Origin of the sequence: Paenibacillus sp. MCAF9 (assembly GCF_052114265.1) — a bacterium.
Lineage (GTDB): Bacteria > Bacillota > Bacilli > Paenibacillales > Paenibacillaceae > Pristimantibacillus.
In genome coordinates, this window is record NZ_JBFREL010000034.1 from 1 (window position 1) to 25,940 (window position 25,940).

Annotated in this window: 26 protein-coding genes and 1 riboswitch; of the genes, 10 read left to right on the forward strand and 16 right to left on the reverse strand. The window is 45.0% G+C overall.

Annotated features, from left to right (window positions below; all coding sequences use genetic code 11):
* The 3 genes from AB4Z45_RS28645 to AB4Z45_RS28655 all read left to right on the forward strand — a co-directional run.
* Positions 1-918 (forward strand): BclA C-terminal domain-containing protein (locus tag AB4Z45_RS28645; RefSeq protein WP_441912783.1); only part of this gene is annotated, 918 nt, incomplete at its 5' end.
* Between the two features lie 75 nt (positions 919-993).
* Positions 994-2,100 carry a glycosyltransferase gene (locus tag AB4Z45_RS28650; RefSeq protein WP_441912819.1) on the forward strand — a complete coding sequence of 369 codons (1,107 nt, stop codon included), beginning with the start codon at positions 994-996 and terminating at the stop codon, positions 2,098-2,100.
* A gap of 387 nt (positions 2,101-2,487) precedes the next feature.
* Positions 2,488-2,901: an organic hydroperoxide resistance protein gene (locus AB4Z45_RS28655; RefSeq protein ID WP_076271553.1), complete on the forward strand. Its 414-nt coding sequence runs from the start codon at positions 2,488-2,490 to the stop codon at positions 2,899-2,901.
* A 68-nt stretch (positions 2,902-2,969) separates the two neighbouring features.
* Here the strand turns inward: AB4Z45_RS28655 and AB4Z45_RS28660 are convergent, their stop codons facing one another.
* The 6 genes from AB4Z45_RS28660 to AB4Z45_RS28685 form a co-directional block, all read right to left on the reverse strand.
* A complete protein-coding gene (locus AB4Z45_RS28660) occupies positions 2,970-3,683 on the reverse strand; it encodes an aspartate/glutamate racemase family protein (protein WP_441912784.1) in 714 nt (237 codons plus the stop codon).
* Between the two features lie 45 nt (positions 3,684-3,728).
* Positions 3,729-4,793, reverse strand: coding sequence for a C39 family peptidase (locus tag AB4Z45_RS28665; RefSeq protein WP_441912785.1), 1,065 nt, complete (start codon positions 4,791-4,793; stop codon positions 3,729-3,731).
* Between the two features lie 83 nt (positions 4,794-4,876).
* Positions 4,877-6,724, reverse strand: coding sequence for an asparagine synthase (glutamine-hydrolyzing) (asnB, locus tag AB4Z45_RS28670; RefSeq protein WP_441912786.1), 1,848 nt, complete (start codon positions 6,722-6,724; stop codon positions 4,877-4,879).
* Positions 6,725-6,763: 39 nt separating this feature from the next.
* Positions 6,764-8,236, reverse strand: a complete 1,473-nt coding sequence (locus AB4Z45_RS28675) for a UDP-N-acetylmuramoyl-L-alanyl-D-glutamate--2,6-diaminopimelate ligase (RefSeq protein WP_441912787.1) — start codon at positions 8,234-8,236, stop codon at positions 6,764-6,766.
* 41 nt (positions 8,237-8,277) lie between these two features.
* A complete protein-coding gene (locus tag AB4Z45_RS28680) occupies positions 8,278-9,465 on the reverse strand; it encodes a carboxylate--amine ligase (RefSeq protein ID WP_441912788.1) in 1,188 nt (395 codons plus the stop codon).
* Entirely contained in the window at positions 9,462-9,665 is a 204-nt protein-coding gene (locus tag AB4Z45_RS28685; protein ID WP_339205953.1) for a hypothetical protein, read from the reverse strand. Before AB4Z45_RS28685 ends, AB4Z45_RS28680 begins: the two co-directional genes overlap by 4 nt.
* A 350-nt stretch (positions 9,666-10,015) precedes the next feature.
* On the opposite strand from AB4Z45_RS28685, the gene AB4Z45_RS28690 reads away from it, so the two are divergent.
* Positions 10,016-10,210 (forward strand): Spo0E family sporulation regulatory protein-aspartic acid phosphatase, encoded by a 195-nt coding sequence (locus AB4Z45_RS28690; protein ID WP_441912789.1) that lies wholly within the window; start codon positions 10,016-10,018, stop codon positions 10,208-10,210.
* A 6-nt stretch (positions 10,211-10,216) separates the two neighbouring features.
* Here the strand turns inward: AB4Z45_RS28690 and tadA are convergent, their stop codons facing one another.
* A complete protein-coding gene (gene tadA / locus AB4Z45_RS28695) occupies positions 10,217-10,681 on the reverse strand; it encodes a tRNA adenosine(34) deaminase TadA (RefSeq protein ID WP_441912790.1) in 465 nt (154 codons plus the stop codon).
* A gap of 200 nt (positions 10,682-10,881) precedes the next feature.
* On the opposite strand from tadA, the gene AB4Z45_RS28700 reads away from it, so the two are divergent.
* Genes AB4Z45_RS28700 through rluF form a run of 3 tightly spaced genes read left to right on the forward strand, consistent with a single transcriptional unit; the run spans position 10,882 to position 14,239 of the window.
* Positions 10,882-12,708, forward strand: a complete 1,827-nt coding sequence (locus AB4Z45_RS28700) for an ATP-binding protein (protein ID WP_441912791.1) — start codon at positions 10,882-10,884, stop codon at positions 12,706-12,708.
* Positions 12,709-12,753: 45 nt separating this feature from the next.
* A complete protein-coding gene (locus AB4Z45_RS28705) occupies positions 12,754-13,530 on the forward strand; it encodes an NAD(P)H-binding protein (RefSeq protein WP_441912792.1) in 777 nt (258 codons plus the stop codon).
* A gap of 7 nt (positions 13,531-13,537) precedes the next feature.
* On the forward strand, positions 13,538-14,239 hold the full coding sequence (gene rluF, locus AB4Z45_RS28710; protein WP_441912793.1) for a 23S rRNA pseudouridine(2604) synthase RluF: 702 nt from the start codon (positions 13,538-13,540) through the stop codon (positions 14,237-14,239).
* A gap of 75 nt (positions 14,240-14,314) precedes the next feature.
* Here the strand turns inward: rluF and AB4Z45_RS28715 are convergent, their stop codons facing one another.
* Together AB4Z45_RS28715 and motA are read right to left on the reverse strand one after the other, a co-directional pair.
* Positions 14,315-15,148 carry a flagellar motor protein MotB gene (locus AB4Z45_RS28715; RefSeq protein ID WP_441912794.1) on the reverse strand — a complete coding sequence of 278 codons (834 nt, stop codon included), beginning with the start codon at positions 15,146-15,148 and terminating at the stop codon, positions 14,315-14,317.
* Entirely contained in the window at positions 15,132-15,932 is an 801-nt protein-coding gene (gene motA, locus AB4Z45_RS28720) for a flagellar motor stator protein MotA (RefSeq protein ID WP_054027115.1), read from the reverse strand. The genes AB4Z45_RS28715 and motA overlap by 17 nt, the downstream gene beginning before the upstream one ends.
* A 181-nt stretch (positions 15,933-16,113) precedes the next feature.
* Here motA and AB4Z45_RS28725 point away from each other — a divergent pair, with 181 nt between their 5' ends.
* Both AB4Z45_RS28725 and AB4Z45_RS28730 read left to right on the forward strand, forming a co-directional pair.
* Complete coding sequence (locus AB4Z45_RS28725; RefSeq protein ID WP_076271564.1) at positions 16,114-16,407, forward strand: hypothetical protein; 294 nt, start codon at positions 16,114-16,116, stop codon at positions 16,405-16,407.
* A 122-nt stretch (positions 16,408-16,529) separates the two neighbouring features.
* The gene (locus tag AB4Z45_RS28730; protein WP_441912795.1) at positions 16,530-17,768 is read left to right on the forward strand and encodes an EAL domain-containing protein; all 1,239 of its coding nucleotides are present in this window, start codon (positions 16,530-16,532) and stop codon (positions 17,766-17,768) included.
* On the opposite strand, the gene AB4Z45_RS28735 is transcribed toward AB4Z45_RS28730, so the two are convergent.
* Positions 17,765-18,289, reverse strand: coding sequence for a GNAT family N-acetyltransferase (locus tag AB4Z45_RS28735; RefSeq protein ID WP_441912796.1), 525 nt, complete (start codon positions 18,287-18,289; stop codon positions 17,765-17,767). The genes AB4Z45_RS28730 and AB4Z45_RS28735 overlap by 4 nt on opposite strands.
* Before the next feature lie 116 nt (positions 18,290-18,405).
* Between AB4Z45_RS28735 and AB4Z45_RS28740 the strand changes: the two genes are divergently transcribed.
* On the forward strand, positions 18,406-19,641 hold the full coding sequence (locus tag AB4Z45_RS28740; protein WP_441912797.1) for an MFS transporter: 1,236 nt from the start codon (positions 18,406-18,408) through the stop codon (positions 19,639-19,641).
* A gap of 97 nt (positions 19,642-19,738) precedes the next feature.
* On the opposite strand, the gene AB4Z45_RS28745 is transcribed toward AB4Z45_RS28740, so the two are convergent.
* The 6 genes from AB4Z45_RS28745 to AB4Z45_RS28770 all read right to left on the reverse strand — a co-directional run bounded on the left by AB4Z45_RS28745 (position 19,739) and on the right by AB4Z45_RS28770 (position 25,899).
* Positions 19,739-21,082 (reverse strand): FAD-binding domain-containing protein, encoded by a 1,344-nt coding sequence (locus AB4Z45_RS28745; protein WP_441912798.1) that lies wholly within the window; start codon positions 21,080-21,082, stop codon positions 19,739-19,741.
* 158 nt (positions 21,083-21,240) lie between these two features.
* On the reverse strand, positions 21,241-21,717 hold the full coding sequence (locus tag AB4Z45_RS28750) for a C40 family peptidase (protein ID WP_076271568.1): 477 nt from the start codon (positions 21,715-21,717) through the stop codon (positions 21,241-21,243).
* 3 nt (positions 21,718-21,720) lie between these two features.
* Positions 21,721-21,874, reverse strand: a riboswitch (cyclic di-AMP (ydaO/yuaA leader).
* Between the two features lie 232 nt (positions 21,875-22,106).
* Complete coding sequence (locus AB4Z45_RS28755) at positions 22,107-22,256, reverse strand: hypothetical protein (RefSeq protein WP_179089944.1); 150 nt, start codon at positions 22,254-22,256, stop codon at positions 22,107-22,109.
* 35 nt (positions 22,257-22,291) lie between these two features.
* Complete coding sequence (locus AB4Z45_RS28760; protein WP_441912799.1) at positions 22,292-22,876, reverse strand: hypothetical protein; 585 nt, start codon at positions 22,874-22,876, stop codon at positions 22,292-22,294.
* A gap of 164 nt (positions 22,877-23,040) precedes the next feature.
* On the reverse strand, positions 23,041-23,856 hold the full coding sequence (locus AB4Z45_RS28765; RefSeq protein WP_441912800.1) for a hypothetical protein: 816 nt from the start codon (positions 23,854-23,856) through the stop codon (positions 23,041-23,043).
* A 27-nt stretch (positions 23,857-23,883) separates the two neighbouring features.
* Positions 23,884-25,899: a M1 family metallopeptidase gene (locus tag AB4Z45_RS28770; RefSeq protein WP_441912801.1), complete on the reverse strand. Its 2,016-nt coding sequence runs from the start codon at positions 25,897-25,899 to the stop codon at positions 23,884-23,886.
* Positions 25,900-25,940: the final 41 nt, after the last annotated feature.

Here is a 25,940-nt window from a genome sequence, read left to right on the forward strand (position 1 = left end):
GTAACWGGTGCGACAGGAACWGCTGGGRCAACAGGYGCGACAGGRGTAGCAGGAGCAACGGGTGCAACAGGCTCCACAGGAGCAACAGGAGCCGACGGCGTAACTGGTGCGACAGGAACAGCTGGGACAACAGGCGCGACAGGARYAGCAGGAGCAACGGGTGCAACAGGCTCCACAGGAGCAACAGGAGCCGACGGTGTAACTGGAGCGACAGGAACTGCTGGGGCAACAGGTGCGACAGGGGTAGCAGGAGCAACGGGTGCAACAGGCTCCACAGGAGCAACAGGAGCCGACGGTGTAACAGGCGCGACAGGTGCGACAGGAGTGGCAGGAGCAACGGGTGTAACAGGCTCCACAGGAGCAACAGGAGCCAACGGTGTAACAGGCGCGACGGGAGCAACTGGAACAAATGGCGTAACAGGCGCGACGGGAGCAACTGGAACAAATGGCGTCACAGGAGCAACGGGAGCAACCGGAACTACGGGAGCCACAGGTGTAACAGGTGCTGAACCAACGGCCGATTCTAGTTATGCTGGCAATACAACGGGTGCACTTATCGCTGTTGTGCTTGGAGGAACAAATGTACCACTCCCAAGCTCACAAAACCTAAGCGCAAATATTACTGTCAACGGAGCGAATGATACCTTTACAGTTGCTAATGCAGGCAGATATTATATCACTTATCAAATCAATACCACGGCTGCCTTACTTCTTAGTACTCGTCTTCTAATTAATGGTACAGCCAATCTTGCATCTACTGTTGCTCCAGTACTAAGCGTATCGAGCTTTAATAATGATACTATTATTACTTTGACTGCAGGCAGCACCATAACGCTTCAAATGTTTGGATTATTAGGAACAGCAACGCTGTTAGGCGGCGGAGCAGGTGCGGCTTTGACCATCATTCGGGTTAGTTAATAAAGCAGGAGTAACAGGATAATGGCATGAGAATATGATGTATCAATCTAATCGACTCATGGGAGTGTGGTTTTGTTGATTTCCATCAGCTTGTGCCTCATTGTCAAAAATGAAGAGAAAACGCTCGGTCGATGTCTAACTTCCATGAAGGATATCGCTGATGAGATTATTATTGTGGATACGGGTTCCACGGATTTAACGAAGCAGGTTGCGAGCGAGTTTACCGATCGCATCGAACATTTTACATGGATCGATGATTTTGCGGCAGCTCGCAACTATGCTTTTTCTTTAGCAACCAAATCCCATATTATGTGGCTGGATGCAGATGATATTTTGAAGGAAATCGATCAGCAGAAACTGCTGGCGCTAAAACAAAATGTAGATCCTGCCGTCGACTCCATTTCTATGGAATACCATTTGGCATTTGATGAATTTGGTAATGTAACTTCAAAGCTAAGACGAAACCGAATTGTAAAAAGATCGCGTGCTTTCAAATGGATTGGTCCGGTGCATGAATACCTTGAAGTCTACGGGGATATATTGAGCAGCGATATCGCCGTAACCCATAGCAGTATACATCATGACAGTGATCGCAATTTGAACATTTATGAGAAACGACTGGCAAAAGGAGAAATCTTTTCTCCGCGCGATTTATTCTATTATGCCAATGAACTTAAGGATCATGGGAAATATGAGGCTGCTATAAGGTACTACGAAAAGTTTCTTGCGACGGGCAAAGGATGGATTGAGGATAACATTGCTTCCTGCGGCAGGCTTGCAGATTGCTACAGCGAGCTTAATGAAGTACGCAACGTGGTCGATTCGATCTTCCGCTCTTTCCATTACGACAAGCCTCGTCCAGAATTTTGTTGCCGCCTCGGTTATTATTTCTTACAGCGTCAAGAGTATAAGCTGGCAATTTATTGGTATAAATTAGCGCTGAGCACGGAGAAGCCGGAAGAGAACTGGGGCTTTGAGAATTTAGCTTGTTCTACATGGCTGCCGCAGCTTCAACTATGCGTTTGTTACGATGGCATAGGTGATTACGAAGCCGCGTACGATCATAATGAAAAAGCAGCACAATTCCGGCCGACAGATGAGCGCATTTTGGCAAATCGTGATTATTTGAACAAACGGTTAGGAAAGAAAACAATCGAGATTAGTCTAGAACCCTCAACTTAGTGGGTATTAGAGCGATTTTCTAAGATCGAATGAGGATTACTATTTAACTGAATATAATAAAACAACAAGATTTCTTCCCTAAATGTGGAGGAAATCTGTTTTGTTATTTGAGCATATATAACTTAGCACTATTGACATCGCCTATGAGCGAGTGTATATTATATTTTATAAAATTAAATTGTATAAAACACAAAATCTTCACTGCACCAAATTGCATAAGGAGAATAGAGAAGGCTCTCTTTGGCAATAAGAAAACAAGAAGTTATTTCAAGTAACGGAGGTTAAATAAAAGCCGTTGTCGATAAGGTGCATTTTCATGGGGAGCTTCAAGGTCTAGAGCTTGCAAAGTAACGTACTAAAATAAAAACCTAAACGGAGGAATTAATGATGCAAAACTTATATACAGCTACGGTAACGGCAACAGGTGGAAGAGATGGCAAGCTTGTTTCAAGCGATAATATTTTGAATGTAGATGTGAGAGCCCCTAAAGAGCTTGGAGGAGTGGGTGGTGCAACGAACCCAGAGCAATTGTTTGCAGGAGGTTACGCAGCTTGTTTCGAGAGTGCTCTTAACGTTGTATGCCGGATGAAGAAGATTAAAGTGGAGAAAACCGAAGTAACCGCTCATGTTACGCTTGGCAAGGATGCAGATGGCGGATATGAGCTGGCTGTGAAGCTGGATATTGCGCTTGAGGGCGTTGAAGCAGACGTAGCGAAGGAATTAGTCGAAGCCGCTCATCAGGTATGTCCGTATTCTAGAGCCACTAGAGGCAACATTAATGTAGAACTCAATCTTCTTTAATCTAAAATAGTACAAGCCCAAAGCATAAAAAAATCCGGAGAATGATCTCCGGATTTTTTGTAATGCTCTTATTTCGCGATGGTTTGTTTGCCCGACAGCTCAATAGATCTTTGTACAAGCACCGTCATTGCATCTACACAAAAGGCTGCGACGTCTTTTTTGATCGGTATGCAGGATAATTCCGTGCATGCGATGATCACACACTGGCACTCATCCTGCACGAGCAAGTGGTTAATGATGCCTTCAAACTCGGAAGGCTCAACAGGCAAATTGCGTTTGACCTTGTTGTAGATAATGTCCATCACATGCTCCTGAATAGCTTCTTCAGGCTCGTGAAGGTGCATATTATACTGATTGCAGCCATGACGGTACACGCCGCTGCTAACCGTTCCATTTGTAGCTAGAATACCAATCTTACAGTGTTCTCCAAAGGTGTCATGGATCTTTTTCAGCGTCTCATCCACCATGTTGATTATATTTATGCTTGTCATTTGCTGCATATCATTATAGAAATAATGCGACGTATTGCAAGGAATCGCAATATTAGATACGCCTGCTGCCTCAAGGATTTTGAAATCTTTAGCAACCGCTTTGAGAAACAACTCGCCTTTGTTTTCTAATATGACACCAGTTCGATCTGGCAAAGTGGCATGATTGAGAATGACGATATCAATATGCTCTTGATCACGGTCTGCTGCCGTTTGCTCGATAATCATATCGAAAAATACGGATGTTGCTTTTGGGCCCATCCCGCCTATGATGCCTAAGCTTTTAGCTTCCATTGCCTCAACCTACTTTTGATGAAGTGTTTAATTGAAATGATTTAGTTATTCAACGATCATAGCATGGCTTCCCATTGCGTCATAGCTGTTAAAAAAAGTGTCTGCATCGTAAGTAACTTGTCCTTTTAACGGATTCATTACATGTACTTTACCATCCTCATATCCATTTAGGACAACCACGTGCAAATTAATAGGAGCTGAATAATATTCACCAGTATCACTGAAATACCAAGCGTAATTCATTTTTGGCGGCGTGAGATCAAGCGTGATCCAAGTTACTACAGGAATCCCTTTATTAAGCTGCTCGATGATTTCCTCCCGAGTGCTGCCGCTAATATCTGAAGTACTGTTGCTGCGCCCTGCGACATCAAAATACAAGTTAGCCGCCTCCACGATAGGAGGAGCAAAGCTGAAAAATCCGCCTTTTAACGACCTAGGTTCGCCAGCGTATGATTTATAGGGATCAGGCCCATACAATTTATTGTTCTTGGTGATAAAAGCTTGCTTCGGCAAGTAATTATCCGACATTTCTGTTTTGGTAACGTCATATCCGTAATAATTGAGTACCGCGGTTAATGAAGTAATTTCACAGCCGTTAGGCAGCTCAGGCTTCTGCATGATGGTATCGACATCCATATAAACCTTCTTAATGTTAATAGAGCCATCAGCTGCCCGCTCATAATCCTTCACATATTCAAACGTTTTGTTGGTGGTTGTCAGCTCTTGTTCAGGGCCTTTAACCGCTATTTGATGCTCTTCCTCCGACAGCTGATAAGGCCTGCCGACCTTCTGTTGTTTTATCTTATAGCTGGTACCGTAATCGAGCAAAATAGATGTTGCTTTACCCATTTCGTCTGTTGTCATGGTGCCGATAACCGATCCGCTATTAGCAGCGGTTATTATAAATACAGCATCTTTAATTGGCTGCTGCGTTGCTTCGTCTTTGCTTATTATTGTAATTGTTCCTTGCTCTATTTCTGGAGTAGGGGCAGTCGTTGGTGAAGAATCGACTTTCTCATTGAATACAGGTTTTGCATCTTCTTTCGTAAACAATGTATAAATAAAAAATATAATACCCAATAACACCAGGAGCTTGATCATTCTTTTCATGTTGGTGGCTCCTTCACTTTATAGCCGTAATAGTTATGCGACAGTGTGTAACGAGCAGGCAGCCGGTGGCTGCCCCATGCCTGTTACGCTTGCTCGAAGAACGTCTTATGCCATATAAGGAACACATACACTGTCCAAATGTATCTAGCGTAGTTCTGCTTGCCTGAATAATGCGAATCCAGATATTTCATCAGCTCATCGGTATGAAAGAACAGCTTCGCTCGGTCCGAGAGAAACATGTCCTTAACGAGCTTATAATATTTCTCCTGTCTTAGCCAGTGCCTAATAGGTACAGGAAAACCAACCTTTGGTCGATTCGCCCATTCATCGGGAAGTACTTCCTTCGCAGCTGTACGCAGTGCATACTTCGTATTGCTTGGATGTACACGAAGATCAGTAGGCAGCTTTGAAGCTAGATCCATAACCACTTTGTCTAAAAATGGGACTCTCAGCTCAATGGAATGGGCGAGGCTCATTTTGTCTGCCTTAAGAAGAATATCTCCCGGAAGCCAAAGCTTCAGATCGAGATATTGCATTTTAGTTATATCATCTTTGCCCCGCACTTGATCATACATAGTCTTCGTAATGCTTTGTACGGATGGTCCTTGCTTATATTCGTCCTTCAATACGGCTAAGGCATCAGCTTCTTCAAACACATGAGCTTGACCGATAAAACGTTCCTCAACCCGCTGTCCGCCTTTTACAACAAAGGAGGTGATTCTGTTTTTGGACAGCTTGCCGCTCAATAATGATAACGGCCGCCTGATTGCAAACGGAAGCTTCTTGTATTTTTTCATCGCTGGTGTCGTATCGTACCAATCATAACCGCCAAAAATTTCGTCTGCGCCTTCTCCAGAGAGCACCACGGTCACATGCTTGCTCGCAAGCTCTGCTAGGAAATAGAGGGGCACGGAGGATGGGTTGGACTGCGGTTCATCCATGTGGTACTGAATCGTTGGCAGCATCTTGAAGCACTCATCCGCTGAAACCAGTCGTTTATAGTTTTCGATGTTTAAAATTTCTGACAAATCCTCTGCGAGGTTCGTCTCATTAAAGTTGCCTTCATAATCCTCAAAGCCGACGGAAAATGTTTTGTTTGGTTTTAGCAAAGCGGTAATATAACTGGAATCAATGCCTCCGGACAAAAAAGACCCGACCGGCACATCGCTAATTTGGTGATAGGCGACTGATTCTTTTACTGTGCTTTTAATTTGGTTGACGTAATGGGACAGGCTGTTCGGTTCTTCTGTAAAGTTAACGTCCCAATAAGGCTTCACTTCTAGCTTGCCTTGTTTGTAAAGCATATAGTGACCAGGCTTCAGCTTGTACACGCCTTTAAAAAACGTTTCATCAAGCACGGAGTATTGAAAGGTCAGGTAAGGCTTGAGCGCATCCTTGTTCAGCTCTTTGCGGAAGGCAGGCTGCTTTAAAAAAGCTTTGATTTCAGAGCTGAATAGAAAGGAATTATCCGTTGTGTTTTGTGTATAATACAACGGCTTTATGCCAAAGAAATCCCTGGCGAGAAACATCGTTTCCGTATTCGTATCCCATATCGCAAAAGCAAACATGCCTCTTAGCTTCTGAAGCAGCGAGGTTCCATACTCTTCATAAGCATGAATGATAACCTCGCTGTCCGTATGGCTAACAAAGGTATGTCCGCACTGAATCAACTCTTCGCGCAGCTCTACATAATTGTAGATTTCTCCATTAAATACAAGAACACAGCTATTATCCTCGTTGTAAATCGGTTGGCTGGCTTCTTCAGACATATCTATAATTTTGAGGCGTCTAAACCCTAAAGTTACTTCCTCATCCGAATAGATACCGCCACTATCGGGTCCTCTATGAACGATCATATCCATCATATCTTTAATAATGGCTACTTGATCAACGTCGGGACGACTATCTGCAAAACCTACAAAACCGCACATGTGGAATACCTTTCATTAACTTTATTGTTTTAAGCGCAGTCAAATCGTCGTTTTTAATTTGATTTCCCTGACGATTTCCGATTCATTAAATGGGATTTCCGTTTTCCCAATAATTTGCGACGTTTCATGACCTTTGCCGGCAATGAGAATGACATCGTCTTTTCTGCTGATATCAATGGCAAAAGCAATAGCGTCTCTTCGGTCGATAACGGCCTCATAAGCTCCGTTATAAGCTTCGACTCCTTCAATAATTTCCCTAATAATCAGATTATTATCCTGCTCCTTGGGATTATCAGAGGTGATTACGGAAAAATCAGCAAATGTAGCGGCTACCTTAGCCATCGCTCTACGTTTCTCTGTGCCTGATTCCCCATCAGATGCGTAAACGCCGAACACTAGAATGATTTTGCCTTTGGTAAAAGGTCTGATTGTTTTTAATGCCTTCTCCAGGCTGTCCTCGGTATGAGCAAAATCGACGATGATCTTCGTATCCTCATCTTGATAGACAACTTCCAGCCGGCCTTTAATACCCTCAACAGCCAAAATGCCGTCTGCGATTTGCTGTAGCGTAAATTGATTGCAATAAGCCGTTGCAATAGCGGCTAGACTATTATATACGTAGATCGTCCCAGGCAGGTTTACTTTAATTGCGATGCTACCCTTTGGCGTATTTACAATATAAGTCGTATAGTCGGCATAATAAGTAATATCCGTCGCGTAAATGTCAGCTTCCTGCTCAATGCCATAAGTAACCAGCTTTGGACCTTTATGCTGCAATCGGTCAATGAGAATACGGCCAAATTTATCATCTGCATTAATAATGTTAAAGTCCGTCGTCATGTCGAACAGCAAAGCCTTCGCTTCGAAATATTCCTCCATCGTATGGTGAAGCTCCAAATGATCCGGCGTTAGATTTGTGAAAATGCCAGTTTTGAAGCTGGAATGAGCAACGCGTTTCAAGTTGAGTGCATGCGAAGAAACCTCCATGACGCAGTGCTTCATATGTGATTCGATCATATCGGAGAAGATTCGTTGCAAATACAGCGATTCCGGCGTCGTATTTTTATTTTGAATCAGCTTGTCGCCGATAACTGTGCCGATCGTGCCAATAATTCCGAGGGCTGTCCCCGTTTGCTCGAATATAGATTTTAGAAAATATGTCGTAGACGTCTTCCCGTTTGTACCGGTGATGCCGATAAGATTCATTTGCTCAGTCGGACGATGATAGAAGTTAGCAGATACCAGGGCGAGCGCCTCACGCGTGTCGTTAACGAGCAACACCGTTATGCCTTCGGGAACATCAACATCCTTCTCTACAATAACAACCGTCGCACCAAGTGCGATCGCTTTATCAATGAAACGGTGTCCGTCAACCGAAAAGCCAGTGATCGCAACAAACACGCCGCCAGCTGTGGCTTCCCTCGAATCAAAGGCAATGGAGCTTACTTCAATATGCAAATCGCCTTTCACGAGCGTGTAATTCAGATCCTTCAGTAAGGAGGTCAATAACATACGATCAGCTCCATTCTATTACCTATTACTATTTTCGCAGGTTATCTTCTTAGAAGCTTTTTCGTAAGCTTGCCACCGATGATAGCCGCATAGGAAAAGGCTGGTTTCGGGTCCTTCCAATCCCAGATCGCATAAGCTTTCGGTTTAAACAAGGATACGAATACTTGCTTCCAAGTCAATTGACCCGTCTTGATGTAATCGCGAACAGCAAGCATGTCCTCATATCCATACCAGAAAACACGGTTCGTATTCTCTTTGACGGCTTTGGGAGGCACAAGGTTGCCGCCAGTTAACTCTTGGTAAGTAATCCATGGAATATTTACCCCAACTCGGTACAGCAGGTTGTTCAGGTTGGTAATCCGGCAATTGACTTCGATTAAATAAAAACGGCCAGTTTCGGCGTCTTTTTTGAATTCAATTTCAGCGAAGCCTTTCCATTTCATCTTCTCTAGAAAAGGAGCTCCGATATCGAACAGCTCTTGTACGTATCTCTGCCCTGTATACACCGATGCGCCGAAGTTAATCGGATATTGGCGGAATTTTTGACAAGTGACCCAGTGAGTGACCTTTGAATCTTGGTTTAAATACGCGTCGAATGTATACATATGATCGTCGAAACCCGGGATGATACGCTGTACGATGACTTCCAATCCCGCTTCCTTCGCTTTGGCCAGCGCTTGTTCGAGCTCAGCGCGGCTGTGTACCTTAAAGAGCTTCCGTCTAAACTTGGCAACGAAGGACGGAGAATCTGTTGGTTTGACGATACAAGGATATTTAATGATTTCGTCGATCTTCTCAAAGAAACGATCTTCGTCTACACGGACCGTTTCGGGAACAGCTACGCCATTTTCTAGAGAAAGGCGCTGCAGCACCTCTTTATTCATCATATCCGAATATATGCCCGGAATGTCTTGTGGTATGAGATAGTGTTCTCTAAGCTCTTCCAAATGCTCATCGATAACCTCAAGATAAGAATCGTGGCATGGAATAAGGACAGGAGGAGCGCTTTGCTTGCGGGCATATTCCTTCAAGAAACGAATGAACGCTGCCGTGTCTTCTTTATAATGAGGAGAGATTAGTCTCTCAGACGTATATTTTGAATCGGCGCCATAGGTATCTTTAGTCGAATAATCTACGGCAACCGTATGTACACCGTTAATGCCTAGGCAACGAATGGTGCTTAAACCTATATAATAATTACAACCCAAAATTACTGCTTTATTATTCACAAAGGCACATCCCGACATCCTAATTTATGTTCATTTCCCTGTATTACGACTAATGTTTTAAATAATTTTACTTCATACTTTCTTATAATACAAATGGATTTATCCTCATAATAGCTACAAAGATGTGGAGGATTTGGACCAAATCCGAGGCGCATGCTGCCGCTTAAAACAGCTTCTTTAACAGCCGTTTTTTCTGGCATTCGACACCATTACCCGTAAATCGCTGAAACCATTTATCGGAATTGTTAACATTAAAGCACTTGATGAGCGTTATTAGCATATTTGTGATTTTATTAACATATTTCAATTATTCATATATATGTATATTTTACTATTCTGTATTTAACGCAAGTAACTTTTTCCATATATTGATCGATTTTACTAGTTAAAAAGAACTAGAAATTGGATAAAATACCTTCATTTTGTCGAATAATGCCCGAAAATTGTCTACGTTCGTCGACAAGTTTTTACAAACTCCTTATTGCTCTACGAGTATAATAGAAGCATTACCACACGAGTGCTAGATAAGGAGCGTGCCCCGAAGCGAGCTATGGACAAAAAACACTTGCTTAAACAATTGCAGTCGTTGCGGCTAAAGCTTCATGAAATAGCCGAAGCGCGCGGCAGTCTGACAGATCCGGATGTTCTAGCGATTAGCGAAGAGGCCGATCAACTAATTGTTGCGTTACAGCATATACAAAGAAACGAGCTAACAGATATTACGATACGCCGCGACGATTTGTAGAGAATATTATCTCTCTCGAAGCCGTCGGAAAAATTGAGTCAACAGGTTTGAGCATTCAGGCTGTAAAATACCACTAGTGAGCTCCGTTTCATGGTTGAAACGGGGCTCTTGCAGTAAATTCATGAGCGTCCCTGCACATCCAGCCTTCGGGTCGCTTGTTCCATAAACGACACGTTTAACCCGAGATTGAACAATGGCGCCGGCGCACATTGGACAAGGCTCCAACGTGACATACAATGTACAATCTAATAATCTCCATGCGCCGATGCGATCGCAGGCGTCACGAATAGCTACCATTTCGGCATGAGCGGTTGGATCAAACCTCGTCTCACGCAAATTGTAGCCTCTTCCGATGATTTCATTGTTTCTGACGATAACAGCCCCGATAGGAACCTCTCCAATTTGCTCGGCTTTTTTGGCTTCTTCAATAGCTTCCAGCATCCATTTCTGATCTTCTTGCTCTCTTGTCATATACAATAACTCCTTTACTATTTATTCATTATACAACGAACAAATATTCCGTTGTTAACATGTCGTGGATAACATTGTGGATAACTATCATGATATACACATAAATACTCACAATTTATTCAGAGCTGTGCACAGTAATTGTGGATATTGTGTATAAGTTGTTAATAAAAACGTTTTTGTGTAAAAGGATGTGTCATTCATTGTCAATAAAGATGAAATTCTCAGTCTTGATCACGCTTATCGTTTTGACGTTTTTTATATTCCAGCACATGCTTAGTGAGTATTCGATGATTCAAAGCATGCGTGAGCAAGCGAAACGAGCGATGCACGATACTTCCATGCATGTGGCAAATACATTTTCCTCTTACGAGAAGAAGTCAGGTTCAGGCTATATCTTTCCGGAGAAGGATCGTTCAGGCCCTGGGCATATCTTTGATATCGTAAAAACATTAAATCCAAATATAAATGAAATTACAGTATTTGAGCAAGATACGTCAGCTGTTCGTTACGGCACCTACACGTATTTGGATTCAAATAGCGATCAATCTATTATAACCGATGTGAAGAAAACAGGTTTTGAGCTTCGAAAGATGGAGATCAACGGAAAATCCTATTTTAGAAGTTATTATTACACGAAGCAGATGGGCAACTACATTATAAGTGTCGTTTATGACAGTGAGGGAATGAATGAGCTTATCGCGGAGAAGCGAAATGATTCATTCATTTATACGGGCATATCGATGGTGCTCGTCCTCTTTATTAGCTATTGGCTGGTAGGAGTAATGATTAGACCTCTAAAAGATATATTATGGAAGGTTAACGAGGTTTCATCTGCAAGGTTTCAACAGCCGATTCGAATTAAACGCAAGGATGAATTCGGCTTGCTGGCTCTTAAGGTCAATGCGATGTCGCAAAATCTAAGTATATATATGAACAAGCTGCGCAGAGCATTTGAGGAGAACCGCCGGATGAAGGAGCATTTGGAGTCGTTTATTAACCATACGAGCGATGCGATCCATCTTATTGATTTGGATGGTAAGGTTATTCAAGTAAACCGTGCTTTCGAGCTGCTCTTTGGTTATGAGGAAGAAGAAGCAATTGGTCTCATTAATCCTATTCTTCCCGACTCTCATCATGCAGAGATGAGGGATATGTTAAACCAGATCTTGTCGGGCAAAGTACTGCCAGCTCAGGAAACGATACGAATGACGAAGCTTGGAGAGCTGATACCTGTAAGTGTAACCATATCGCCAATTCGTGATTCGGACGGAACGATTCGTGCCTTTGCCAGCATTTCAAGAGACATGAGGAGCCGTAACAAAATGGAAGAGCTGCTGCGAAGGTCGGAGAAGCTGACGACAGTAGGGCAGTTAGCTGCAGGCGTAGCCCATGAGATTCGCAACCCGCTGACGACGCTTCGCGGCTTCCTGCAGCTCCAGCAGGAGAGCAAGAAGCTGGCGCTTTCCCACGTAACGCTTATGTTATCGGAGCTTGACCGGATCAATCTCATTGTTGGCGAGTTTCTCATTCTTGCGAAGCCGCAAGCGACGAGGTTTGTCACCAAGGACATACGGGATATACTGCAAGATGTTATTGCGTTAATGAACAGTGAGGCACTTCTTCATAATATCGAGTTTTGTGTTACTCTAACCGATGATTCTTGCTTAATTTCATGTGAAGAAAATCAATTGAAGCAAGTTTTTATTAATTTGCTAAAAAATGCGATTGAAGCGATGCCAAATGGTGGACGAATCCATATTCATATTAATCATAAACGGGAATACATTTCGATCACGATTACGGATGAAGGAATGGGCATCCCGGACGATATGATACCGAAAATTGGAGATCCTTTTTTTACAGCGAAGGAAACGGGCACAGGGCTCGGCATTATGGTTAGTCAGCGTATTATTAACAGCCACCGCGGAACGATGGATATTAAAAGCCAGGTTAATGTCGGAACAACGATACATTTGCTGCTGCCAGCTTTGAAAGAAACACGGGAGAGCGGTATACTGGAAGCATAAGCACAGATCGGGCTTCTAACGGAAATGTAAGAGGAGGGATTCTCGTTGAAGCAGGAATCTTCTGTAGATGGTTCATGGCAAAAAGGGAACGTGCTTCATGATGCTTCAGGCTACAGCGCTTTACTCGTAGGAGCTACTGGTTTGATCGGAGCAGCTTTGCTCCGTCAGCTGCTTCGTGATCCGCTGGTGACGATGGTAACCGTTATTGTAAGGCGGCCGCTAGAGACCAAAGCTTTGGGCAGCGCAAATGAGCTCTCCAAACTGAATATGATCGTTATCTCCTTTGAGGATTTGGATCAAACACTGGAGCAGGTACATGCAGATGTCGTATTTTGCACGCTTGGCACGACGATCAGGGTGGCGAAGACGCAAGAAGCCTTCCGCAAAGTAGATTACGAATATCCGCTCACGCTTGCCCGGTTTGCAGAACGCACGAATGCTTCTTTATTTTCTATCGTGACGGCTATGGGGGCTTCCTCCAGTTCAAAAATATTTTACAGCAGAGTGAAAGGGGAACTGCAGGATGCGATTGCTAAGCTGAGCATTCCGCTAGTTCAAGTGTTTCAACCCTCGCTTCTGCTTGGCGAAAGACCGCAGGCTCGACCTGGTGAAGCGTTTGGAGCTGTCGTTTCGAAAGGGCTGCAATTTGCAATGGTTGGTCCGCTGCGCAAGTATCGGCCGATTAAGGGAGAGGATGTAGCTTTGGCAATGAGAAGAGCGGCGGGACAAGCTGGACAAATGAAGGCAGCAAGCAAGTCATCGATGATTCAATATTATTCATCGGACAAAATTGCCGACTTGGCATTACATACAACGGGGTGAAGCAGCTTTGAGAATCAATAAGTTTATTAGTGAAACAGGTTATTGCTCCAGACGTGAGGCGGATAAGCTTGTAGACAGCGGACGTGTTACGATCAATGGAGAAAAGGCACAGCTCGGCAGCCAAGCTGAAATAGGTGACGATGTACGTGTCGATGGCCGCAAAATCGGCGAGCAAAAAAATCATGTTTATATTGCGCTTAATAAGCCGGTAGGCATTACCTGTACAACCGAGCTTCATATTAAAGGCAATATTGTTGATTTTGTTGGTCATGAGGAGCGTATCTTCCCGATCGGGAGGCTGGACAAGGATTCGGAGGGATTAATTCTCCTCACGAATGACGGTGATATCGTCAATCCGATTCTACGCTCGGAGGGCAAGCATGAGAAAGAATATTTGGTCACAGTAGATAAACCGATGACAGAAGCGTTCTTAAAAGGAATGGCAAGCGGAGTTCATATTCTAGGCAGCATGACACTGCCATGTGTTGTAACAAGAGTGACGGACCGCGTATTCCGCATTATTTTAACGGAAGGCCGCAATCGTCAAATTCGTAGAATGTGCGAAGCATTCGGTTATCATGTTCGGAGACTGCAGCGGCAGCGTATTATGAACATCCAGCTCGGCGGTCTTCATGTTGGCAAATGGCGTGATTTGAGTGAAGCTGAGAAGGCGACTTTATTCGAAATATTAAGTTATGAGCCGGTCTAAGCAGGAAGTATTCATTCGTATAACGACAAAAAAACCTGAATCACACGCTTAGGGCGAGTTGATTCAGGTTTTTTATTATGGTTTTTTTACATTTAACTGCTGGGCATTCGTGACATCAGTGTACGTATGGATGATCGAAACCTCTACACGACGGTTCTTGGATTTGCCTGCAACTGTCTCGTTGTCGGCAACAGGGCGATACTCACCGTAACCGATAGCGCTAAAGCGCTCGGGTTTCAGTTGTTTATTTTCGAGCAAGACGTCCAAGAAACGAATCGCCCTCATAGAGCTCAAATCCCAGTTAGATTTAAATTGGTAAGTCGAGATCGGCGTTGTATCGGTATGACCGGAAACGATGACCTCATAATCAGGGTACTGCTGCAGCATTTTGCTGATTGCAACGGCAAGCTCCTTCGATTCAGGCTTAACAGTTGCTTGTGCCGGTGCAAATAATGCGTTGTCGCTAATCGTAATCATCAGCTGTGAGAGATTTAGCTTCGTCTCAAGATCAGATGTCAGTCCGTTTTTCTTAATATAGGCATCTACTTTTTTCTTCAGATCCTCGAGATCCTTCTGCTCCTGCTTAATAAGTTCCTCGCGAGCTTTCTCTTCATCTGATTGATTTTTGTTTACATCCTTGTCGGGAAGCTTGCCGCCTTCTTCTTTTTGCTTCTTCCCGTCATCCTCGCCGCTTTTCACAGCGGACGTTTCGGTTAGAATACCGCTGCCAGTGCTGAGTGCTAAACTAAATGCTTTCGACATTTCTTCAAACTTCTTTACGTCGACGGAGTTCATGGAGTACAGCACGATAAAAAGTGCTAGCAGCAGGGTGAGCAAATCGGCGTAAGGAATGAGCCATGATTCATCCACATGCTCCTCGTGTTCTTCGTGTCTATGCTTTCTGCTCAACGGCGCCTTCCTCCTTTTCCCTCATCTTCAATCTTTCTGTAGGTGTAAGGAAAACAGATAGCTTCTGATTAATAGCGATCGTTGATACGCCGGATTGAATAGAAAGAAGGCCTTCCACCATCATAAGACGGATTTGAATTTCTTTCTTAGACATGCGCTTCAGTTTATTAGCAATAGGATGCCATAATACATAACCTGTAAAGATACCAAGAAGTGTTGCGATAAAAGCTCCTGCGATGGCATGTGCGAGTTTTCCCATATCGCTCATATCAGCAAGTGCGGCAACGAGGCCGACAACTGCTCCGAGTACCCCAAGTGTAGGGGCATATGTACCAGCTTGCGTAAAAATAAGTGCCCCCGCTTTGTGGCGGTCTTCTGTTGCGGCAATATCCTCAAGTAAAACATCGCGTACAAAATCTTGGTCATTTCCGTCAATAATCATACGCATGCCGTTACGAAGAAATGTATCTTCAATTTCGTCAACTTTTGCTTCAAGAGCGAGCAAACCCTCGCGACGTGTAATGGAAGCCCATTCCATGAAGCGCTGAATCAGCTCATCACGCATAGGCAGCTTTTGCTCAGTGAACACCATTTTGAATAGTTTACCGACTTTGGATAGCTCGGACATCGGGAAGGCGATCATGACGGAGGCTATAGTTCCCAAAATAATAATCATAAAAGCAGCTGGATTTGCAAGAGAGGACAGGTGTGCTCCCTTTAAAACCATGCCTCCAAGTACAGCGACTAATCCTAGCACCAAACCAATAATTGTTGAATTTTTCATCATACACCCCGTCCAATACATTTTCGACATTTCTCTACTTCTTATATTATCGACAAATGGGTATTCTGAAGTTAGAGTATATGGAATGATTTAAGGCGAATGCGTTAAAAAATGATAAAATGCGGTAGAATAGTAGAGAGATATGTACAAAAAATGACGATAGCAAAGGTGGTATACGCAAATGGGCGTAAGACATGCAAGAGAATATTCAGATATATTGAAGGATTTTACAGCAGCTGTGGCTGAAATTGAGAATAGCTATACTTTTTTTGAAATGGAGCCTGATGAATGGGCTCAGCTGCCTGTAAGCGATCGGCATGAAGTGATGGAGGCTTTGGCGGATGATGTTTTCTTTGGGCTAGGAGAGAATCCGGTCATTGAGGTAGGAAGCGGTGTCATTACGTATAATAGCAAACATCACATCATAGAGGTTTCACAGGATGATAAGGTGACACAAATCATTAGATTGATATAAGTATTCGACATAAAACTTCATGCTCTTGTCGGATCTTTACATTTAATGTCGACTCTATTACAATGTTATTCAATACTATATGACATATAATTTGACATTGATCTAACATAGAGGAGAACGACATGAATGAGTGCTCATCATCGTTGCTGTTGCCGAAAGCGCTTGAATTAGATGGTGAAACATTGGCAGCATTTTATCAGCCCATTATAGCGATGGATACAAGACGCATTATGGGGTACGAGGTGCTTGCTCGAGCTGTAAAGGGTGATTCCGTGCGGAGTCTTGGACCTTTCTTCTGCAATGAACAAATTCCAGAAGAGGACCACATTATAGTGGACCGGGTACTGCGGGAGCAGGCATTCTCCAAGCTTGCTTTAATGGAAGAAGAACAGCCCATGTTATTCATTAATTTGAAGCCGTCTTGGATTTATCGGTATGAGGAGATCGGCGAGCTCTACACGTTGTCGCTGCTTGATAAGTACGGAATCGACCCGAAACGAATTGTCATAGAGATAACGGAGGAAAGCTTCCAAGGTTCCATGGATAGGCTTCGTTCTGTTGTCGACATATACCGGGCAAGGGGCTGTTTAATTGCAATCGATGATGTAGGCAGTGGTTTTAGCAATACGGATCGGATTGCTCACATTCAGCCCAACCTGCTCAAAATCGATATTCATATGATTAAGAAAAGCGCGACTCATGATGGCTATTTCGGTGTGCTGCGATCCTTCTCTGATTTAGCAGAGCAAATTGGAGCTTCGCTGCTCGTCGAGGGAGTGGAGACAAGGGAGGATTTGGCTCGCGCAATTCAGGCAGGCGCCCGTTACGTCCAAGGCTATATGTTTGCAAGGGCAGAGCCGGAGTTTCGTGAGCCTGCTTGTTTTGCATCACTAATTGAAGCGGAGCTTGATCAGCATCTGCTGCATTTCGTTGGAACTGAACGCTATTGGCAGCGGCAATCGGAGAAGCTGGCAGAGCAGTGGGTTGCGCTTGTTCAAGAGACGCGTTACCTGGATCATGAGGATGAATGGATAGAGGGGCTGCTTCCCGAGCTTTACGAGCATTGCATTCGGGTTTATTTGTGCAATGAGAGCGGTATTCAGCTCTCATCCAATTATTATCGCGATGCGGACAAGGCTTGGAGGCGAGAGGAGCAATACCGCGGTGCCAACTGGTGTTGGCGTCCCTATTTTGTTCCTAATCTCGTCCAGCTCAATGAGCATCGACGTGCAATCGTTTCGCGCGCCTATACTGATCTCGATTCTCACGCATGGATTAGAACCGTATCTGTTCTAGCAGCTCCTGGTCTTATTTTACTTATGGATTTGAGGGATTCTGAGCGCGGAGCCCAGCGTCGTTAACGTGCGGCTGCTGGCTCATAAACCATACAATGGCATTCGGCAAAGCCAGTGGGAGTAGACCGCGCATAGGTGTCTGTAATATGGAAGCCGGCTTGTTCATAAACGCGCATCGCACGAGTATTCCAAGTAAGCACCTCCAAATCAATTTCGTTTTGAGGGGTGCGCCTTATTGCCTCTGCGACAATGAGACGCGTGAAGGCAAGGCCGAGGCCTTTACCGCAAAGATCAGGCCGCAATCCGAGCCCGAGCCGCGTTACGCCTGTTAAAGGAAAAAACTGCGCGAACCCAATGAGCGCAGACTGAGCGTCTAGGACAGCTATATATTGGGCAGCACGAAGGACGGGATCGCCAAATTCGATTTCGTCTTTTTTCATTTGCTCCCAAGTCGGCCAATTATATACATCAAATGGAGCCTCGTAGCGCCAGCCGCATAGTTGCTGTGCATGGACGGTTTCGAGCGGGCATATGGTCATATCGCCTTCATCTCGATTATAATGAATAGAGCTTTGATGGCTTGTCATTTGTTTTTACCTCCGCTTGAAAGAAAGTAGCTGAATAGAGCGAATGTCGAATGAAATAGGTTTATTATAACAGATAGGCGTGCGTTGATCGCGCGTAAATAAGGAGAAGCATCAAAATGAAGAAGTTGATCTGGCTAGGCTGCTTGTCATATTTAGTCATCGGCGTTGCCCATGTTGTGGGCGGATCTATCTTGGAACAGCTCATTGCTCATTATGGTTTAACCTATAAAGATGGCGGGCAATGGATTATGAATCAATTCCTCGGGTTCCTGGTGGGTGTTCTGTTAGCGCCATCTATTACTTCGAGAGTTGGAAAAAGAGGCGCAGTACTGATTGCGATGGGCGTACTGACGCTCAGTGAGGCGGCATACAGTTTGCTGCTACCATGGGGCTGGATGCTCGCGATTGCTCCGCTTGCGGGTCTTGGCTTTGGGATGACGGAAGCGGTCGTCGGCGCAATGATTATTGATATGGCGAAAAACGGCAAGGCATCGGCGATGAGCCGATTGGAAACCTTTTTTGGCGTTGGCGCATTGTTGATTCCAATTGCAGCGGCTTATCTGATTCAGCATAGCATATGGCAGGTTTCCTTTCCGATTCTGGCAGCGATGTCAGGCATCACCTTTGTTCTCTGGCTGACGATGTCCTTTGGAGAGCTGGATGATGAGCTTGGTATAGTTGCTCGAACACCGGAAGTGAAGGAAGGCCATTCGAATGAGTTGGAAGGATTGCAATCCACTCGCGGTTCTGTCTTTTTTGGCTATCCGCGCAAAGCACTTCCATTTCTCTTGTTATCGGCTTTATTTTTTATGCTTTATGTAGGAATGGAAATGAGCTTCTCCAACTATCTGCCTTCTATTCTCATCGTTCGATCAGGTGTAGGAGAATCCAGTGCGGCAGCGGTGCTCAGCTTGTTCTGGGGAACGATGGTGCTAGGGCGTCTGTTTGCTGGGCTGTTGGCTGATCGGATGGGTTATTCGCGTTACTTGCTTATTGCTACAGCGGGCGCCTCGGTCGTTTTTGTTTTAATGGCTGTTATGGGTCAGCTTAGCTGGATGCTTGCCTTTGTCGCACTTAGCGGATTGTTCTTCTCGGGTATATTCGGTATCGCTCTTGTTTATGCCAATGAGCTCATTCCGGGTATGACGGAGAGGACAACGAGTTTGCTTGTAGCATTCGGCGGGCTTGGAGGAGCGATTTTTCCGCGTTTGACTGGCTGGATAATGGATCAGTACAACGTGCAATCTACGTTATGGTATATAAGCAGCTTAGTTATACTGCTGCTGCTTCTGCTAGCGGCGATGCTCCTGCTCGGAAGAAAACAAATTCACAGCATACGATCCAAGGCTTAAATGAACTGCAAATTATAAAAAAACCTCCACATTCGCTGTTTCAAAGCGGGTGTGGAGGTTTATTTATTATTAAACGTGTTGTTCTAAATGCTTTCAACTATTTAAGAATGGTTTTGTATACCTCTATGGCGCGCGCGCGTGATGCTTTCAAGTCGACGATGGCACCGCTTTGCGGCTGATGAATCTCTTTGTCTGTCAGATGATTCAAATGAGGCAGCCAGCGCCTAATATAGCTGCCGCTAGGATCATGCGTTTGCGACTGAGTTGCAGGATTCATGATGCGGAAGTAAGGCGCTGCGTCATACCCGAGTGAAGAGCACCACAGCCAGCCGCCGCGATTAAGCGTGTTGTCATAATCGCTTAAGTGAAGGCGGAAATATTGTTCGCCAAGCGTGAAGGGACATAGCAGATTTTTAGTTAAAAACATGGCTGTTACCATTCGCAAGCGGTTGGGCAGCTCACCTGTACGATTGAGCTGCGTCATGGCCGCATCAATGATTGGAATGCCGGTGGCAGCTGCAGCCCATGCTTCTAAATGAGCATCTGAGAGCTTGGACATATCAGCGAGCTGCTCGTAACGAAAGAAATCATCATGATACATCGCTTGGTATAAATAAAAATCACGCCATGCCAGCTGCCGTACCCATAATTCAGACCCCGGAAGCCCTTGGGTCATTTCGTAGGCTTGGCGGGCGGAGATGGCGCCCGTATTAAGGAAACGTGCAAGCTGGCTTGTATGATCACCGGCATATGCGTCCCTGCTCTCCGAATAAGAGGCAAGGCGTTCTCGTACGAACCGTTCCAGCTTGGATAATCCTTTGGACGATCCTTGCACGTTCGTGCCGCCTAGGGCGCGCGAAACGGATTCAGGCAAAGCGAAGGATTGCGCAACCTTGGCATTAATTTCGCTTAAGGTAGCAAGCTCATGAATCGTCGTTTCACTCATTGGGCTATAGCACTCCAGCATAAAGCTGCTCCACTTGCGATAAAAGGGTGTGAAAACCTTGTATGGCTCCATTTTTCGAGCAAATGCCGGGAAAGCATCTAGATCAGCAAGAGGTGAATCGGCAATAGACATCCATCGGCGGCCAAGGCTGCGTGTGGTTAGCCCAAGCTGCTCATCTCGCTGCCGTGAGTAAGGCGTATAGTCTGTATGAACAATAACCTCATCAATGGGATGCGCATGCAGCAGTGCTTCGGTGATCGCAGCAGGATTACCATAAAGCACATGCAGTTCCTTTCCTGCATTAGAATAGCTGTGCAGAAGTGAGGCGGCTTGCGCCATGAAATTCCGGCCGCTATGACTAGTTAAACGGCCATCTCCTGTAATAACGGGATCTATGATTAGCAAATGAATGCCTTGTTTCTCTTTTTTCTTCAAATAATCAAAAGCGCGCAAATCTGCAATACGCAAATCCTTGCGGTGAATAAACAAATACATCAGTGATAGCTCCTTCCATAAGCGCAACATTGAACGGCCGCATTCTAGCTGGAATGAAACAGCAAAGCCGCAAGTCATTTGTCGTCAGAGGACAAAAAACTGCGGCTTTGCTAGATGAGTCTACCCGTTCAACCCTCAAGAAGAGGGATTAGGTTGCTCTATTTTACGTCAACGTTGGCTTGGTATGAATCAGCATCCATGATACGACGAGCAGTTACATATCGTCCCTCATAGTACTCGGAGTTAAGTTTGTCAGTTACAACGCCTCTGCTCGAGGACGAATGTACAAACTTTCCATCTCCAATGTAAATGCCAACATGGGATATGGCGCTATTATTGCCGCCAACTGTGTCGAAGAACACAAGATCTCCCGCAATGAGGTCAGCCTTAGCGACCTTTGTACCTTCTTTTGCTTGCGAACCAGAAGTACGTGAAAGCTCAATGCCCATTTTCTCGAACACATAGCTCGTGAAGCCGGAGCAATCAAAACCTTTCGACGACGTTCCGCCGCTTTTGTACGGAGTACCAATAAGATCATTGACAATTCCGTTCAATTTTGAGTCAGCGAAAGCGCTTCCCGCTTGAAAAGCGAGCACGAGAACGAGACCCAGGATTAATGCGGTAATCTTCTTCAATTGTGAAACTCCTTCCAATGCCGACGAGGTTAGCTGTGGGGTTCGGTTGAAGGCTCCCTATGATTCCTCGGGCGTTTGAAAAAAACTCAAACGTCGGAATCAATTCACCCAAAGTGGTTCCCCCGTATCCCAATAGGGAATTAGGCAGTTTTTTTATTGCTTTGAGAAATATTCGATTATTTTCAATGATCTCCTGCCTTTAGTGGCAATTTCTAATAATTCTCATGTAACCTTTTGACAATTTGCTTCGTTAAACCGTTCTTTCTGTAATATAAACACGCCACAGTAGTGCTTTCTAACTAAATACATGGAGTCAATTTCATTAATTATGTGGATGTTGTGTAAAATATACCGATTTGTCCTTTTGGCGCTATATCGCAAGGACTAGCTTAAAGTGCCGTAAACGGCGGTATTTCACCATTTTGCTCCTCATAAATTAGAAAAATCTCATCTATATCACTCGTGAATAAGAGTAGATTCAGACAGCCTAGCTGCTGCTCCAGATAGAGCGGCAGAAATAGACAAAGGAGGCTGTTCATGAGAACAGCCCCCTTTGGGCAATCGAAAAAAAGATTTATTTTGCGGTGACGATTTTTTCAGAAATGAGCTGTGGATCGTTGTTTTTTTGCTGCATCCAAAACTGTACCTTGTATTTTCCAGCATTTTTAAAATCGTAGGAAACGAGCTTGGAGCTGAACCAAAAGGTGTCTTTTTCGACGAACTCTTTAAAATCATCATCATCTTGGCTGCGGCTGTCGATTGTCGTTTCCTTATCATTAGGATCGACGATGGTCACTTTGAACTCTGAAATCGCCATATTCAAATTATCGATTTGCGCTTGCACTAAAAATTTCTGAACACTGCCTTTATCAACCTGTCCGAACATAGCTCGCTTCTCGTTCATTAGAAACATATGCACATTGGGCTTCTGAATAATGAGCTTCTTATCATTGCTCTTCCATTGGACGAAGGCTTGAAGGGTGTCGCTTAAAGAACGAATACTAATATAAACCTTATCGTCTACAACGACAGCATCGTCAGTGGATTGCTTATTATTATAAAGGAGCGTTACCTTCTGAAATAGTTTGTCTGCTGCAACCAATGAACCGCCCGATAAGAGCAATACCATGGATATAATAACTAGTTTTTTACGCATCATTTGTGAATATCCCCCATTTTTGATTTTCTTTCAGTTATTTATACAGAACTCCCATCATTTAGTTGCGGTTAGTTGCAAAAAAACCTCCACACCACAGCAAAGCGTGGAATGAAGGTTTATTTTTGCTTCAGCATCCAGAGGACGCTGAAGGCTTTTTTGGTTTGCTACATTCTTTTCGTTTCCAGGAAGTCATATTGCGCGGCAATCGTCCAGACCTTCATCAGCGTTTGAATGAGATAATAACCCTGATGCAGGATGAGTGCCAACAGTCCGGCCCACAGCATGGAGAGACTTGTCACCACAATTCCAGCGGCTGCTCCAATCCCCCACATGATGAGCGACACAGCTGCATAGGTGAGGAAATTTCGGAGAGCGTGCCATAAGGAACGGAATATGCTTCCTCCTGATGCAGCGCTGAATTGCATGGCTAGAAACAGCAGATGCAGCACTGTGCCCCATAGGAGCCATAGAAGGGCGCTAGGCAGCACCGTTTGCAGCAGCTCTGGAATAGAGCCGCTCACTAGAAGCGCATCCAGTGAGTGCGGCAGCACATACCAAGCAGGAGCCACAGATAAAATAACCTCGATCCAGTAAAGCAGAACTACAGGCTTCCAAGCTTTGCGAATGCCTTCTAGAAATCGTGTCCCTCCATTCGATCTGGACTGATTTAACGAATAGAATAGACCGGCATTGAATAAGGGAGTGATCAGCATTCGGGCAACTAGGAGACCGCCCAGCGTCCAGACGTAAGGATTAATGAGATCGGTCTTGAACAGCTGGAATTGAGCTTCGGTCATGAATAGCTGAACGGCTGCTTCTGAAGGAGCGGAGCTCGGATATCGACGCAGCAGCGGAGCCACGACCGAATCAATGAAGCGGTAAAGGAAGAACCCCCAGATCAGCTGATAAAGAAATAATAAAACAACAATGTAAAAATGTTTCACCGCTAACCGCCAGCCTTGCTTCAAATGTATTTTCATCGTTTATCGCTCCTTGAACGCAATTACTTACCAGCTCAGCGACCCGAGCAGTCCTTCAATTAGTTGGACAACGCCGAGGCTCCATCTCGTGCGTGTATCCTCTGGCAGCTGAGCCTGCATGTAGTTGTTAATGAGCTTATTATCAAGCACATTGCTGTTGTTTGGGTCAACGACTGCCCATTCAAGCGGAGCGGAATGCAGTTGTTTATATTGCATATGGGATTCCTGAGTATCCCAAAGCTTTGTTATCTTGGTGCCGTCAGTAAACTTCATCAACACTTTTATCTCGCCATTACTACCGCCGTTTTTCTTAACGAGTACAACAGATTCATACATCTCAGCACCATCTTGGGTGACTGGGCGTACATGAATCGATTCGATCGAAAAGTCGGCCATTTTGTTGCCGTAGACATATTGGCTGAAATAATCATTCCATTTCGTTTTTGTTACCTGTTCGACAACACGCTGGAAGTCTGCTGTCGATGGATGCTTGAACTTATACTTTTGGAAATAGGTTCGCAATATTTTTTGCATCGTTCTGGAGCCGACCTGATTCTCGATGCCAACGAGCACCAGCTTTGCCCTCAAATATACATTCTCGGCATATTGCGAGTGGCTGGCGTATGACCAAGATTGCTGCTTGAGCGGAGCAGGGTTGGTCATATAGCTCGCTTCCATGCGCAAATTCGGCTCCAAGCCGTATGCCGTCTCCATTACTTTATCCTCGGCATAGGACGTAAACCCCTCGTCCAGCCATGCCTCCTCGAATTCATTAGAGGCGACCATTCCGTACCAGTATTGATGGCCAATCTCATGCACGACCGTACGTTCAAGATCGTAGCCTGGGTTATCATTTTCTGCAGCGAAAGCGGTTATGAGTGTTGGATACTCCATGCCGCCAGCTCCGTTCGCTCCTTTGGGCGGAACGACGATCGACAGCGTACTGTAAGGATATTCACCATACCACTTGGCGTAGCTTGAGAGTGCGGACTTGGCTGCATGCATGTAGCGATCCTTAAGGTCAGCATGCGCAGGATCAAGATACAGCTTAATGCGTACACCGGGAATGCCGGTATCTGAATAAGCAGTCTCTTCATAAACGAAGTCTGGTGAGGCCGACCAAGCAAAATCATGAATATCATCAGCATAAAACTGGTAAATTTTTGTTGCTTCCTTGATCTCGATAGGCTTTGTCTGGAAGCCCGTTGCAGCGACGGTGTAGTTCTCAGGCACATTAATCCGAACGCTGTATATGCCGAAGTCGCTGTAGAACTCAGAATTGCCATGATATTGATGGACATTCCAGCCCTCAGCTGTACGTCCGCGCATGCCGGCTGTCTCATATACAGCGAGCTTTGGAAACCACTGCCCAGCCATCACGAAGTTGCCGGAATAGCCCATTCTTGCGAATACCTCTGGGAGCTTCACCTCGTAGCTCATTCGCAGCGTTACGGAGGTGCCGGGAGCGATAGGCTCCGGCAAGCGGATTTTGGCCAAAGTAAAGTCATTGGCATTGCCATCGTCAGGTTGTACATATTGAAGGCGTGGCAGCAGGCTCTCTCCGTTCAGCGTTTCTAGCGTAAGCAGGTTCATATAGCCTTGGCTATTGGTTGTTGCTTTGTCCTGGCGCAGCTTGCCGCCGGATTCTTTCATAAACGTGGTTTTGCCCGATTGAAAGGCGTTCGGGTACAGATGGAAATAGAGCTCGGACACTGTTTTTTTGCCAGGGTTAGTCCAAGTTACGGTTTGCTCACCGTTCAGCTGCTTTGCATCATTCGTTAAATGCACGTTGATATGGTACTCAACGACACGATTGCTCAGCTCTTGCGGTTTAGGTGTGATGACCGTATTCGGCTCCTGCACGGCAGGCGGCTTGACCGACTTTTGGGCAGGCGCTAGTGCTTGCTTGGCGTTAGCGGCGGGGGCGAAAGCATAAGTATATTGGGATTGCCAAGCAGTCCCGAAGTCATGCTGCATCGATATCCCGAGCAGCGCGACTGCGAGTATTACGAGTAAAATTCGTTTGAAATAGCGTGGAGTCATTGAACGTTTCCCTCCCGTTGACAAGCATCTACAGCATGTAT